At 58.4% G+C, this 14,330-nt stretch carries 12 protein-coding genes; 8 read left to right on the plus strand and 4 right to left on the minus strand.

Going from position 1 to position 14,330, the window contains the following annotated elements:
* Positions 1-1,854: 1,854 nt before the first annotated feature.
* Positions 1,855-3,318: a hypothetical protein gene (locus OXS31_RS16150; protein ID WP_267400404.1), complete on the minus strand. Its 1,464-nt coding sequence runs from the start codon at positions 3,316-3,318 to the stop codon at positions 1,855-1,857.
* 631 nt (positions 3,319-3,949) lie between these two features.
* Between OXS31_RS16150 and OXS31_RS16155 the strand changes: the two genes are divergently transcribed.
* The 4 genes from OXS31_RS16155 to OXS31_RS16170 are packed head-to-tail and all read left to right on the plus strand — an operon-like array spanning position 3,950 to position 7,257.
* Complete coding sequence (locus tag OXS31_RS16155) at positions 3,950-4,714, plus strand: type IV secretory system conjugative DNA transfer family protein (RefSeq protein ID WP_267400406.1); 765 nt, start codon at positions 3,950-3,952, stop codon at positions 4,712-4,714.
* Positions 4,702-5,910 (plus strand): ATPase, T2SS/T4P/T4SS family, encoded by a 1,209-nt coding sequence (locus tag OXS31_RS16160; RefSeq protein ID WP_267400408.1) that lies wholly within the window; start codon positions 4,702-4,704, stop codon positions 5,908-5,910. Before OXS31_RS16155 ends, OXS31_RS16160 begins: the two co-directional genes overlap by 13 nt.
* Complete coding sequence (locus OXS31_RS16165) at positions 5,894-6,199, plus strand: hypothetical protein (RefSeq protein ID WP_145156336.1); 306 nt, start codon at positions 5,894-5,896, stop codon at positions 6,197-6,199. The genes OXS31_RS16160 and OXS31_RS16165 overlap by 17 nt, the downstream gene beginning before the upstream one ends.
* A gap of 11 nt (positions 6,200-6,210) precedes the next feature.
* Positions 6,211-7,257 carry a ParM/StbA family protein gene (locus tag OXS31_RS16170; protein ID WP_267400411.1) on the plus strand — a complete coding sequence of 349 codons (1,047 nt, stop codon included), beginning with the start codon at positions 6,211-6,213 and terminating at the stop codon, positions 7,255-7,257.
* A 608-nt stretch (positions 7,258-7,865) separates the two neighbouring features.
* Here the strand turns inward: OXS31_RS16170 and OXS31_RS16175 are convergent.
* A complete protein-coding gene (locus tag OXS31_RS16175) occupies positions 7,866-8,297 on the minus strand; it encodes a hypothetical protein (protein WP_267400412.1) in 432 nt (143 codons plus the stop codon).
* A gap of 119 nt (positions 8,298-8,416) precedes the next feature.
* Between OXS31_RS16175 and OXS31_RS16180 the strand changes: the two genes are divergently transcribed.
* Entirely contained in the window at positions 8,417-9,277 is an 861-nt protein-coding gene (locus OXS31_RS16180) for a hypothetical protein (protein ID WP_267400413.1), read from the plus strand.
* Between the two features lie 58 nt (positions 9,278-9,335).
* Here OXS31_RS16180 and OXS31_RS16185 read toward each other — a convergent pair whose 3' ends face one another.
* A complete protein-coding gene (locus OXS31_RS16185) occupies positions 9,336-11,642 on the minus strand; it encodes a DotA/TraY family protein (RefSeq protein ID WP_267400414.1) in 2,307 nt (768 codons plus the stop codon).
* 10 nt (positions 11,643-11,652) lie between these two features.
* Complete coding sequence (locus tag OXS31_RS16190) at positions 11,653-12,114, minus strand: hypothetical protein (protein WP_267400416.1); 462 nt, start codon at positions 12,112-12,114, stop codon at positions 11,653-11,655.
* A gap of 76 nt (positions 12,115-12,190) precedes the next feature.
* On the opposite strand from OXS31_RS16190, the gene OXS31_RS16195 reads away from it, so the two are divergent.
* Genes OXS31_RS16195 through OXS31_RS16205 form a run of 3 tightly spaced genes read left to right on the plus strand, consistent with a single transcriptional unit; the run spans position 12,191 to position 14,325 of the window.
* Entirely contained in the window at positions 12,191-12,673 is a 483-nt protein-coding gene (locus tag OXS31_RS16195; RefSeq protein WP_267400418.1) for a hypothetical protein, read from the plus strand.
* The gene (locus OXS31_RS16200; protein ID WP_267400420.1) at positions 12,663-13,274 is read left to right on the plus strand and encodes a hypothetical protein; all 612 of its coding nucleotides are present in this window, start codon (positions 12,663-12,665) and stop codon (positions 13,272-13,274) included. Before OXS31_RS16195 ends, OXS31_RS16200 begins: the two co-directional genes overlap by 11 nt.
* Positions 13,264-14,325, plus strand: coding sequence for a hypothetical protein (locus tag OXS31_RS16205; protein WP_267400422.1), 1,062 nt, complete (start codon positions 13,264-13,266; stop codon positions 14,323-14,325). Before OXS31_RS16200 ends, OXS31_RS16205 begins: the two co-directional genes overlap by 11 nt.
* Positions 14,326-14,330 lie beyond the last annotated feature (5 nt).

Below are 14,330 nucleotides of genomic sequence, written 5' to 3' on the forward strand. Positions count from 1 at the left end.
GCCGATGTCAGGCCGGCGATCCGGAAGTGCTGCCAGGGATGCCATGACGACCCTCTGATATGCGGCCAGCCAGCAGAGCCAATAAAGGCAGCCAGCGCGATCGTCGACTACCGCTCGCAGCCTGGTGGAGTCCGACAGGACCCTACAGGCTCGCCTACGGGCCTGAGATGGCAGCGGGTCCACCTGACTAGGGGGAGGGGGAGATCGACGCTTGTAGGGCCGCGTAGGAGCCCCAAAGGAAGGAGCTGCCCTTAAGGCACGTGAATCGGCAGCTATCATCGAAGCGACGCGGAACGGATGATCTCCTTAGGATCTAGTAACGCCCATCGATCACCCCACGTCCCCGGTTCCCCTCTGCCAACAAAGCTAAGCCCTGGGAGTAACGTATCGACGCTAGGCCACCCTGGATGAGCAGGGAGCCCAGGGGCCCGCGTGGGTGGCAGGCGCTGTTCCGGGAGCACCTAGGGATGACTGGTGCGCTCGGGCTCTGTGCCGGGCTAGCCAACGTCTGCGCCAGAACACTCCGCATTAGCTATGAGCCACTGCTGCTCGAAAGGATGTCCGGACATGGCATCGGACATAGGGGCGGCGCATCACCGGTACCAGTGGGTGGCGATCAGTGATAGGCAACCGGCTACTGCACACGCCGATAGCGACTACGTTCGCCGCGGGGCCGAGAAAAGGCGTAGTGCCTGCCGTCCGTGCAGGTCGCTCGCATACCTCTTTCCCGTTTGGCCAATACGGCGGGTGAACACCGCTCAGTACCTGCCTGGCGCAGCTGTGGGTAAGGCTTCGCCACCGTGAGGTGGACTGATGCCGACCTTTGCGCCCTGAAGCGCTAATCCGATAACCGCCGAGGCGTAGGGTGCCCCGGGCACCATGGACCATGAGGCGACGCTGTTCCTGCAGGAGGTGCCAGGGCGCATAAGCTCAGGGTCACCGCCAGTGGGGTGTCGGTCTCGGCTGCCGGGCCGATCGTCAACCTGGACACAGAGTGAAGTGCCGCTACGCCATACGGTCCCGACATTCGAACGTTTCCCATAGCCACCTCGAGAGAGGAGGCCCAGGTAGGGCGATGCACCCATCGCGCGGCAGGATCCGCCAGTAGGGAGGAGCAAGGGTCTAATGGCCCCAACCCCCTCGACCGACGCTCGCAGCCAATGCTGCCTGTTCGTCCTCTAGGTTTCCGGATGGGGACTTCAATCCCATACGAGAGTGCCTACATGGCGCGCGTTACCCGCGGCAGATAGACCCCCTGACGTATGTCCATCGCCGGAGGTGCGCACCGAGCGGGCAAGCCGCATTCTGATCGCAGCCCGGTAGGGTGCTGGTGAGCTCCAGGCAGACGAGGGTAGGGCGGGATTGCTCGGCAGCCGTTTCCTTGGCGACTAAAACCGTCCGCCACAGAAGGCTTGAGAACAGAGGGGCGTGAACAAAGCCCTCGGGCACGCGAGCAGTACACGGGCAAAGCTCTGGAGGCCGCATTCGGAAGTCGTGCTTGGCGGGCGAGGGCGGGACTGAGCCACGGCGAGAAACAAACGTCACGCAGCTGCACGCGGGGAAGCATTCCGGAAAAATGCCGTGGTAGCTGGCGCAGCTTCGGAGCTGGTAGCTAGCGCCTCGCACTGCAGCAGGACCTACACCTTTACCGGCGATCAAACTCGGGACGCGTGTGGATCTACTTTTCGCAGTGCGAAACTGGACTTTCAGTTGGCACATTGCGCCGGCTAGCCCGAGGGTATGGCGCGTACCTAGCCGCCTGCGTTTTCAGAACTGCTCCGCCAGCGCCGGCAGGCAATGGGTCTGGTGATAGGTGTGGAAGGAAGCCGACCGGCTTATCTAACCGGGGCGGTATCACCACGCCAGCAGGCGTTGCTCTCCATCGGTTAGATGCAAAGCGCCGACCCCTGGCTCATCACAGATACCACCTCTGCGCCTGGCCGCGCTGAGCGGGTTCACCTGGTGGTCCCATTTCAAGATCTCATCAGCATCCCCTGGCCAAGGACGCGGTAGGACGAACTGGTGCCCACGTCCGACTCCCTTTGATCGAGGCCCGTAATAAACGCTGTTCGTGATCAGCGAATGGCCAAGCAGTGCAGCCAGTTCGTACCGGTCGAACGCACCGCTACGTCTGACCTCCTCCGCAAAAATATGCCGGCAGGTGTAAAGGGTGAAACTGGACCCGCTCAGTTCGCGCCCAGGTGCGGGATGTATGTGAAAGCCCTCGATCGCGCCAGCGCCCTTTCCCTGGAGACGCTTTACCAGCCGCGGCCAAGCGCGTGAAAGCTGCTCGCGAATCCGCCTCATGTAGCGCGTCCACGCTTCATCACCCTCCTTGGAAACCACGGTATCGACGTACTCGAGCATTACCTCGAGCTGGCGGATCTGGTCCGCTGGCCACTGATCCAGGAGCAGATGGCGCTTGGGCTTCAGAGGGTTGTCTTCCCGTCGGTTGCTCTGCTTGGCCGTGTGCACCTCCAGAACCGGGCCCAGGGTCTGGCCAGAGTCGTGATCGTGATAGGTGGTGAGCAGCTTGGCGGATGCCCACTCGACAGGACGCAGGCCCGTCATGGCGGTTGTTCGGAGGAGCAGGGCAGTGATGTCCCCGTCCTGGTACCGCATTTGCCCAGATGACTCCGTCGTGTCGACCAGCTGCTGCATCAGCAGCTTGAGCAGAGTCGCGTCGGCGTACACCCAGTTCTGCGTATTGGTGTCAGATGCGGCCACCTCAAGCACTTCGATCTGGCGGGCCTCGCTTAGCGGACTAGCGGGATCCCTAGGTACAGGGGGGATGACCCATGAACGGATCGTGGTTGCCGCCGGATGGGCCAGTCGTTCGTAATAGGATCCAAACCACCTGCGATAGCACTTGGCGCTACCCTGGCTTAGCTCAGCGTTCAGCACCTTTTGGCTCAACCACTCCAGCAGCAGCTCGCCTTGGCCGCCAATGTCCGATTGGCCTGTCTCTGACGTGAAGGTTCGCAGCATCCCCTCACACCGCATATGGGGGCCGCTCTGGTTGCCGCTTGCTATTCCATCGTCACCGCTAGCTACAGGCGCCTTCCCCTGATCCACAGGGTGCTTTCGCCACTGAGCGATGGCCAACGCCGCCGGATGAGCGATAGCCCTGAGGTAATCCGCTAGCCACTCACGATAGCGATCGGCCAAAGCAGCAGCCGCAGGATCCGCCTCGATCTTTCGATCCAACCAGGTGAGGAGTTCACCACCGTCACTGGAGAGGTCGGTAGCGCCAGTTTGAAGGGTGAACGCCCGCAAAAGGCTGATAGCGATGGGAAATCGTTGGTCGTCGGTAGCCATAGATCGTGACCCAGATTCAGGTATGGAGACCGCACAAGCAGATCGGTCGCGCCGGCTGCATCCATCGGGGTGTATCACCCCAATTCCTACAGCCGTAATAGAAACAACGTGCCTTTGCGGCCACGCGCCGTGTGATACAGCGACGTAATCGGCCGCCATGATAAACCCGCACCGCATCTGATACAGCAAAAAATACCCACCTGGACATATTTTACCGATTGGTAACGTATATACGTTCCTCTCGAACAAAGGCCTTGTATTTGGCGACCAGGCAATCCGTACCGAGCCCGAGACCCTCGAGGTCGGCTGGTTGAAAGGCCTCACACAGCCGTAATGGAGTGAAGGAGATCCGATCGGCTCGCCAGGTTCACGTATCAGCGAACGCCCGTTTATTCACGCGCCGTATACGCCAATTTTGCCCAGCATGGCCGTTTCGGCAGTTCTGCCGTTCTTACCATAAACGCCATACATGCCTGGAATGCCGCTCTCGGCAATTCTGCCCGAAATGCCATTTCCGCCATTTTTGCCATTTTTGCCTTATGAGGCGGTTTTGCCTCGGCACCAGTACCAAACACAGCTACAGCGGTGCTAAGATAAAGGTGCGATTTAATAACACTGTACGAGGTGTTTTATGGATTACCCGGCAGCGCAGATCAGCGCATCGGCGATTGAACGCCCAGCGCCTTTGCTGGAGCTTCGTGAGCTCCGAGGTGGTACCAGTGCGACGAAGGAAGAGGAGGCGGACGGCCTGAAGTTCAAGGCAATTCGTCAAGAAGGTCTGCGCGTGGGAGCCCAGGCCGGCTTATCGACGCGCTACGGACAGATCATGAAGTACCTGGAAGCGCGCCAGACCGATCTGGACGTAACGTTTGGCTTCGCAAGGTTCGTCCGGGATGGCCGGATGCTAATCCCCGCAGTCGTCGAAACGCCTAACCAGTTCAAGCTCGATCCCCAAACAGGGAAGGCTACCGAGATCAAAAACGCGATCACGGTTGGCGACGAGGCGAGGATCGTGTCCGTTGTACCAACCTGGCGCGACTACCTCTGGCAGGAATACGCCTATCCAGATCCGCCCCATCCCAGCCTCCTTCCATCGACTCCCGCAGAGGTGAAGGCCTGGCAAGACGCCGTGGACGCTGGTTGGAAGGCCGGGTACGCCCAGGCGGACGGCATCTTCGACGATCGAGTGAACCGGCTCACAATGGCTGTGGAAGGACGGTCCCTGTACATCACCCTCGAGCAGCAAAAGGTGTTCACACCGGCTGCTCTTCGTGTCGTCTCCAACAAGGTCACGTTCAACGGCCGCACCATGAATATCGGCGAAACGATCTACGCCATCGGCGACCAGGCCAACTACACCAACAGCCGCAACTGGAGGCCCACGTGGAGCAAGTGAATCCCCGGGCCCAGATCGGTGCGGATCGCAAACTGACCCCGGTCGACTTCCATGTCGGGCTCCTGATGGGCGAAGACGATCTGAAGCACATGCTGCGGTATTTGGATGAAAACCGCGGTGAGGATCTGCTCCTCGTGACGGATAACCCCTGGTCCATCATCTGGTCGGGCTCTGTCCATAAGATCGGCAACCGTCCCTTGGCGATTGAAGAGCTCAAAGCCCTTCTGGACAAGATCACCCAGAACCAGACCGCTTCCATGAGCTTGCTGCGCGGCGGCGATCTGGACTTCATCTATACCACCAGGGGCACAGAACGCGGTGCCCGGCCAACTCGCTTCCGCTGCAACGCCACGCGAATCCTCGGCGCCTATGGCGGCTTCGGCATGGCAATCACTATTCGGAAGACCAACGACGTCGTTCCGACGATGAAGGAGCTGGGAGTACCGGCCGCCATCCAAGAAAACTGTATGCCCAGCTCTGGCATCGTGTTGGTAGTTGGACCTACAGGCTCGGGTAAGTCGACCCTTTTGGACGGGATGATGCACGCCCAGGCCACGCGCCCGCAGGGTCAGCACATCATCGTGTACGGAGGCCCCATCGAAACAGACCTCAATGTCATCCCGGATAGGACGGCCATCATCTGCCAGACGGACATCGGGCCTACCGCATACGGCGGAATGCTTGAGTCATGGGAGGCAGCCACGCGCAACATGCTGCGACGCCACCCTCACGTTCTGCTGTACACGGAAGCCCGGGACAAAGAGACCATCCAAGGCCTGGTCCACGGCTCCAAGACCGGTCACGTCATCTACAGCACGACGCACACCAATAGCGTGCACATGGCCATCACGCGGCTGGCCGATGAGTTCAGCGGCGCAACCCGGACGCAGATGATCACCGGGCTGATCGAGAACATGCGTCTGGTGGTGCACCAACGCCTATTGCCTACCCCAAGCGGGGTCGGGCGAACAGCTATCAGGTCCTGGTTCGTTTTCGATGCGGATATCCGAAAAGAGCTCATGCGTAGCGACTTCGACAAGCTGGCTTACACGATCCTGAGGATGGTCAATGCAGCGAAGACTGACCTGCTGACCGATGCCGAAGCCAAGTTCGAGCAGGGCTTGATCTGTCCCTTGGCTATGGATGCCCTGCGCCGGGAGCTTGAAGGGGAGGCTGAAGATGTTCATCAGGCTTGAGGACGGAAAAGCGGCCTACACCAGTCATGCGAGCAAGAAGAGCAAGATCAGCTTCAAATTCATGGAGGTTCATACCTCGGTGATGCTGCCGCTGCTGGCATGCCCGCTGGCTCCCTTCCCGACGACGTTCAAGATCGCTCTGACCTGCATCATCGCCTTGATTTTACTCGAGCGGCGCGGTTGGACCGTCGCCCTCGCCGCCAGGCGATTCCGATCGCGCATGGCCGGAAAGACTCGCCACATCCATACGCGCCGCACGCTCGAGCGCCGCATGAAACTGAATAAGTAGGAGTTACGCAGATGGCCACCAAAGCACAAAAGACCGTCGTTGCAGATGACAACGGCTACGCCTTCCATAAGTTCGCCTGGTTCGCCCAGGACGGCACCCTCCTGACCAAGAAATTTCGATCGGTAGTGGAACAAGGCGCGGATGGTTTTTCGGACGCTGAAGGTAACGTCATGTGGCGTTATGAAACGGCAGGGTCGACCTATAGCTGCACGCCAGCTGCTACGAAGCCGATCAACGTGCGAAACGCGGACTATCCACTGTCCGACGCCAATCGCGTGTTGGTGGCTCATGGGTTGTCCGAATGTGGCCTGCTGGGCGTTCCGGTTCAGCTGGCCGTTACGCTGCCGCTGCGAGACTTCTACCAGGCCAATGGCCAGATCAATGCTGCTCGCAAAGACGACGTGCGCGACAACTACCTCAATGTGCCCGTCAAGGTGGTCGGCAAAGAAGCGCAGCCGGAAATCGAAAGCGTGGCAGTACTGGCTGAGTGCATGAGCGCCTGGTTTGATTGGGCGCTGACTGATACGGGCGATCTGAAGGACGAGATCGAGGAGATCGGCGCTATGGCGATCGTCGACATTGGCGGTGAGACCACGGACATCTTGAGTGTCTCCTACCACGAGGGCCGGCTGGTCATCGACAACAAGTCGTCCGGCACCAAGCGGATCGGCGTCCTGGATGCCCTGCGCGAGGTCAAAACCCACGCGCTGAATCGTATTCGGGAAGAGGGAGGACGAGTCGAGTCGATGGACGAGCTTCCCACCTTGGCTGGCGAGCAGCTGCTGCAGCGCGGCGCGTGCAATTTCGCAGGGCGAAAATGGGAGATGAAAGACATCCGTGACCAAGTGCTGTCAGCCCACTCGCGCAAGCTGAACGACTATATCTCCGAGACGCTGGGCTCCCTGGGCAACTATGGTTTGATCTTGGTCGTCGGCGGTGGCGCGGTGGTCTACAAGGACCCCCTGCAAGCCCTACTGCCCCACGCAGAGTTCGGCGACGAGTGGGCTAACGCGAAGGGTGCTGCTAAATACCTGCGCTACGTAGCCTCCGGGGCGTGATCCTATGGCAAGGCGGAAACTGCACAGCCGTTTCAGCGACAGGTTGCAAATCCGGGTAGACGCTTTCGACGGTGCCACGGACGCCGACATCGCGATGCGCAACCTGGTGGCCTTGCTCGAGGAGAAGCGCAGTCTCGGGATTATCCGAGACTTCGTGATGACTGCGATCCTCGAGAAGTTCACGCGGGACCAGGCTGGCGCGTCTCTCGATGCGTCCGGCTTGGCGAAGGCTGGTCAACCGGTTGCGCATCAGCCGGAACAGCCTGATCCGGCTCCCGTGGTAGCTGGGATGGCTGAGAAACGGGTCACCGTACCTACGCGTGAGGTCCAAGAGCAGAACGTAGCAACTGTGATCCCCGCGGAGGAGGGGGGGGTCGAAACGGAAGGGCGGGCAGAGAAGCTATCTGAGATTGACTCGCCGCCGCCGGCGGCCAGTGCGCCCAGACTCGGCAAACTGTCATCGCTTCAAGTCATGTAGCAACGGCGGCCTATTGCTGCGGCCTCATCCCCGGGTGAGGCCGTAGAGAGGTACAGGCCATACGCGCTAGCGGCCTGTAAAGCTGGCGATCAAGCGCCGGTCGCAGACTACCCTGAGATCCGCAACGGATTCAGCGTTCGCTCCCCATTCCCAGCAGCCTATTCACGATCGGTCCCTGAGCGGCTACCAGGATCTGCACGGTCTCGTTTCTTTCGAGTATCCGCGTCCAGTCGAGCGACTGTACGTGGCATTCCCACTGACGCAGGTAGATGCGCTGTTCAGTCGAGATCCGTAGCACCACCTTTTGCACTGGCCCCTCATTCAACCAGTCATCCGTCCAGGTCGTAGCCAGGTCCTCAGCTGCAATCAGCATGGAAGGTGCGACGTGCTGGAAGCATTCGTCGAGCAGGTATCGGAACCAAGCTGCGCGGCTCGGTGCTAACCCATTTCGCCGGGAAAGCGCGTGCGTGCCTTCTTCCAATGTCGAGAGTGCAGAGGGATTGAACCGGATCGTGATTCCTTCATCGGTGTAGACGCGTTGGCGACCGACTGCTTTGGACATTGGGGACCACCGGCTCTAGAGAATGCACGCATATTAATTTATGAATACGGTATTTACAAGCTAGCTGTTTAGGCGCATGATGTAGGCATAGGGTCATTGGAGACCCGTAGGAGAACGAAATGAGCTACAAGCCGTGCAACGAAGTCGTGGAAGATGCGTTCCGCGTGTGCATGACTGCTCCGGCCGATCAGGTAGTGGTGGTGCCCTGGATCAAAGGCCATACCCTGAATGCCCTTGGCCGGCTGAGCTTGATCTCTGCCGCTGCAACCCGCTCGCTGGGTGTGGCAACGAAGGGTGGCCGCTTCCGGATCTACTATGGCCAGAATCATGCGGGCAACTGGTTCTTCGAGGTCATGAGCGTATGGAAGGCAGCGCTGATCGCCGCGCCCATCGTGGTTGGTCTCTGCTATGGGAACAAGTACGCCCACCTCAGCTACGGCGGGGCGTGGTTGGCGCTCGTGAGCGGTCTGCTTGCACTGATAGCGTTTGCTCCTAGAGCGTTCTACCAGAACTTTCACAGCGCCCTGGCCAACGTTCACAAGGGCTTCGCTGGTCCGACCGGAGTCGTGAACGTGTTGATGACTGCTGCCGGTATCGGGTCTGCTATCGCTGGCTATTCGGGCATATCAGGCGGGGGGAGCCGTGTACCTCTGTTTACCGCTATGGTCAGGGGGAACCGCTGGGAGGATGCGAACACCCAATACATCGTTGGGCAGTTGATCGGCGATGTAGTGCTTGCCTACGGGCTGGTGGTTGTCGTCGGATTTATATGTTGGGGTTTACTCGGCGTAATCGGCAACAAAATCGCTGTGTCGAGAGTGTTCGAGCTCGGTCACAACTCCCCGGTTACTCAATCCCTGTACCACAGCGGTGTTGCGAGTGTAGTTGAGCAGCCGGCACAAATAGGGCGCGGGATGGCTTTACTGGTCTACTGGTGTGCTGCTTTGATATTGGCTACTTGGCCGATGTGGTGGAAATAAAAAAGGCCCGAAAGGGCCTTTTTTATTTTGCGCAGAATGTAAAGTTGGAGCCACAAATCTAGGATTTCTTCGGATCGCCCTCGGATTTCGGCGTGGTGGGAAACGCGCCAGGACGACTTTTGTTTGCCATGCTAGCGGCTGTCTTACCTTCACCAGCAAAAACGGTCACGTTATGCCGGGCCTGCTCTTCGCTACGGCTATCACCTGTCACTTCCTGACCACCATTGACCCAGCGCAGACCTTTCTCGAAGAGCTCAGCGGGCAAGGAAAATATCCGAACTAGGGCGGTATAGAGGAATATGGATAGCAATACCATTGCCCCCATGTTGTTAAAAAGGAGAGCGAACCCGCTGGTAATCACACCACTGATGTAGTCCATCAAAATCATTGTAAGGATGCCGGCTGGCTTCAATACCAAAAAGATAGCTGAAAAACCTGCGACTCTAAGAATGGGATTGAGATAGAGCCCGATCATGAGCATATAGCCTTGGCGTGAATGCTCGCTGCCCCAACCCTCTTTTTCCGCTGTACCGTGAGCCGCCATCCAAAAGGGCGAAACGAGTAGACACTCGATAAAGAAAAGCAGCCAAGACAAGACCCCCATCAACCACAGCACAACAGGGATGCTTGGAAGCACAATACCGAGAGTAAAACCGACTATGATCATTATGATCAGGAGGTAATTTAGGAAAGGGCTCAACTCATCGAAGAAGAAAGCGATGGATTTCCCTGCTGCTCCGGCAGGTGCAGTTGCAAATTTAAGGACATTTCCTAACCCCGCCCCAGCATTAGCAACGTTGTTGCTTTCGTCACTGGCCTGTAAGGCAATGCCCTTGCCGAGAGCTATGCCGAACATCTTGTTCCAAAACAAAGCTTCAGCGAAGGTGCCTATTGCTGATCCAAAGTATTGAATATTGATGATTAGATCATCTTCACCGTTGCGGAAAAGACCTGCCTTCAAGATAGAGGAAAAAACGTCATAGACAGCTTTCTTTACCGCGCTTGTCCATCCCCCTTCGCTAACGGCGACAGATGCGATTGCGGCAAGGTCAAAGGTAGCGTCAAGGTTGCCTCTATTGGCCGAATAGTACGATTTCGTGATTGCGCCTACACGCGAGTACACGTCTGCGAAGCGAGGATCTTTGTCCCATTCTTCGTCTATATCCGGAAGCGTCACAGTTAGCGTCAGTGCCGCGGCCAGCTTATTTATCTCGGATTGACGCTTATTTACTATCCAATAGACGGTGCCGTAAGCAGGCCAACCCGCCTGTTTGACTTGGTTGGCCCAATTGTTTTCAGTCGTTTCACCATTGGCAGCATTTACTGCACCTGTGACGATTGCCCTTACAGAAGTATTGTAGAATGTAATTGCGGCTTCCAAGTCGTCTGTGCCGCCAGCAATGTTGTCTGTTACCTGCGATGCAGCTCTCTCAAAGTTTCCTTGCTGAGATGCACCATTTGCTTGCATTTGTTTTAGATAGGCTTCGTCCTGAAGCAACTTTGTTGCTATTGCTGCGACTTTAACTTGCGTATCACTAAGGACTTTGCCCATGGCCTGCGTAATAGCCGACGGCTTTTGCGAATCGCTTGAGACGCGATCGAATAGCCCCTTCATAAGGGAGCCTTGCTGGGCGTCGGCATTCTGCATTGGTATTGAAACACTAACAGAGCCGCAGTAACCGATACGAGGGTTATTCTCGCGCGCGGTCCCCTTAACTTCGTTATAGTTGTAGGATAAAACTTTGCGGTAAAAAGCCACGCTCGAGGTCTGCGTTGTATTTACCGAGATGGTGTTTTGACCGGTATAGGAATTTATGTATTGTCGGCATACCTCATTGCTCACCCAGTTGAGGATGACGCTACGCCCATCTTCAAGCGCCGGGCTTCGGTAGATACCGTATGCGTAAAGATAGTCTACTGTTTTACCGACTAAATAGTTTGCGTGGCTGTTGCCTTTCTCAGCAATTTTTATCACGCCATACTGAAGAGTGCTGTACCCGCTAGTCAGTGGGATGAGCAAGATCGTGGCGACAACGATACGGATCGGCATCCAGAACGACGAGATAACTTCGCCTCCCGGAGTCCCCTTGTTGGCGGTCTGGATGACATAAGTGGCACCACCCATGACGGCCAATCCTGCCATCACCACCAAGGCCAGAACGTTGAGTACGGCCGAGACAGTTGATAGCAGGGTTACCGCGCCGAAGGTAGGCGCTGTTGTTCCATAGGCCACCCAATTGAGTAGCTGCTTCCCGATGTCCGAGTTCTGGTTAACCGCCGGAGCTGCATCCACGGCATAAGTTGACGCCGCATGGGTTGCGACAAAGAGAGCGAGGGCCCACAAGAACGCAGAGGAACGCTTCATGGATTGCCTCTCACTTCCGCTCAGCACTGGGCGCGGCGAGAAACGCGGACTGTGCCTTGATGGACTTCCAGCTCAGGAAGATGCGCGCGCACGAGTAGACCAGCAGGGGAACACCAAACAGCAGCCAAACGTGCCAGTAATCGAAGCGCACCAGGACCGTCACGCCCTTCACCGTGCAGATCAGGGCCCATAGCGCCACCGGCACCATCAGGACGATCAGAAGCCAGTGGAGGAAGATGCTCCGCTCCAACTCATCGCTGGTGAATTGTGCAAGCGCCGGGAACTGCCGGGATGCTTGCCATTCATCTCGCAGGACCTTGCGGAGCAGAGGGAACGAAGCTCGGTACTTGAGATCCCCGCCGCGCCGTTTCCAGTAATCGACTGCCGAGAGGAAGCGAACGACCTTCCGGGTTCGGTGGAAAGGTCGTGCCGGTGCCTGGCTAGATCCCTGTGTGTCCTGGTTGGTGGACATGACGCGCTCCATAGACTATCTGGTATAGTGGTACTGTATCGTAGTCTTTCTGATGGCGTAGCGCGAGGGAATCGATGTGGACGGTGTGAATGTGGCAGATCGCCTGAGCCAAGCTGCGATCGACGCGCACTGGCAATCCGTTAGCGAGGCGCTATCGAGGCTCCTTCGCTTGATGGACTCGCGTGAGGACTGGGTCGCTGAGCCGGAGACCGAGGTACTGGCTTTGCTTTCCCAGCTGCTGGAGCTGCTCGAGGATCAGCAGTTCGCGCAGCGCGTCCTTAGCCCTCAGAAAATTGGTTTGCTCACGCAGACGCTGGCGCTGCTATCAACCAGCCGGTTCATGCGCGTCCTGGAGATGGCCGATCGCCGTCGCCCGGGGCTGGTATCGAAGCTCGTTATGCAGATGAGTTCGGTGGGGGGCACGCTCGCGGTCGAAGCAAACCTTTTCTACGAGCGGCTCGCCGTGGTGATGCGTGGCGAGCTGCTGGGACAGATTTTCAGTGCAAAGCGCGCGGAGCGTATCCGGGTCGACCTGGAGGCGTTGAGTCATGAGGTTTGATCTGAAGCGTAAGCGCTTGGCTTTCGCCATCGCTGCCGGACTTTTGCTCAGCGCCGGCATCGCGCAGGCCGACGATTCCGAGTGCGACATCGACGCCATGATGACCAGCAACCGGATCAGCATGGACAAGATGACGACCGCCGTTTACGAGAAGGCGGTGGGCTCCGCCATCAGCAGCGCCCCGACCGTAAAAGAAGCGTCTTGTCTGCCGATGCTGGACACCCTGGACACGTTGATTCGGATGCGGATCCCGTCCACCGGCTCGATCATCGGCGGACTCATGGCCAAGATCCGCGATATGGCTTGTAAGACGGCCAACGGATTCCTCGCCAGCCTTGCGCAGCGCGCAACCGCCAACGTGAGCGACCCCTTCGGTATTGTCGGCGTTCAGGTGGGTGCTACGGGCGGACAGAATTCCGGCATCGAAACCTATGACGTCACCGAGGTGATCGGGAAGGCTGTCGAAAATGCCGGGCGCAACGCCAGCTCTGGTGCGGCCAACGACATCCTCAACCAGTTACCCAAGGGTCCCACGAACCGAAACCCCCGAATCGAGAACACGGTGAATGATGCCGTGCAGGGGGTGGTCAATGGCCTTTAATCGCGCTCGCGGTTGGGCGCTTGCCATCGGCATTGCCGCGGCCTATCAGGCCGCGCCAGCAGCTGCCACCGGCATCCCGGTCTATTGCTACAACTGCCAGGATGCCAGCTTCAACGCGGCGCACTCGATCATCGATGCTATCCGGAGCCAGACGGAGGCCCTCCTTAACGGGATGGACTACGTCATGCGTACCGAGAAGACCCTCGACATGATCAGCAAGCAAGCCGACCAGAAGATCGCAAACGCAAAGGCGCTTGAGCCCAGTCTTGGAGCTAAGCCCCGATCGGCGTGCGGCCAGAGCGCCGCGGCCGGCCTGCGTAGTGCTACGGCCAGTGCGAGCTCGAAAACGGTAGCGCTGCTGAACAAAGCCGCAGCTGGCTACAACAACCAAACGCGCGGCCTGGCGCCCACGGAGTCCCGGCGCGAATACGTGATCCGCAACATCATGGAGCGGATGGATCAACCTACCTACGACGCTGCGAAGCTTGTCATGCAGAACGAGCCGATCAGCGCGGCCAACGCATCAGGCTACCAGCAGCAGCTAACTGACACGCTGATGGCCACCAACCCATTCCCGGTCGAGATGCCCTCGGCTGAACAGATCGAGCGTATCAAGAAGAGTGGCTCCCAGGGCGAACGTGAAAGCCTGGCGCGCCAGATCGCCTTGGTAAAGCGCCAGCAGGTCGCTCAATACCCAATCATGCGTGCGTTCGAAGCGAACACGCAGCGCATCACGCCGGAAGGTATCCAGTACCTCATCGAGGACATCAAGCCGTACCTCAGCGACGAGGACAAGGCCAAGCTGGCCGGCAAAATCTCGCCTAATCAGCTCGATGAACTCCTCGCCACTTACCGCGTTCGCTCGCCCCGGTGGACCAAGGCGATGACTGCTACCCCTTCGCCTGAGGCGGTGGCCAAGGAGTCGATGCTGATCGCGGCGGAGCAACTGAACCAAACGTTCCAAAGCAAACGACTGCTCGATGACATCTTGCGAATGCTGTCGATGACCGAAGGACGAACGGCGTCGCAGGCCGGATTGACTAGCCAATGATGGGA

Origin of the sequence: Pseudomonas sp. GM_Psu_1 (assembly GCF_026544185.1) — a bacterium.
Taxonomy (GTDB): Bacteria; Pseudomonadota; Gammaproteobacteria; order Pseudomonadales; family Pseudomonadaceae; genus Chryseomonas; species Chryseomonas oryzihabitans.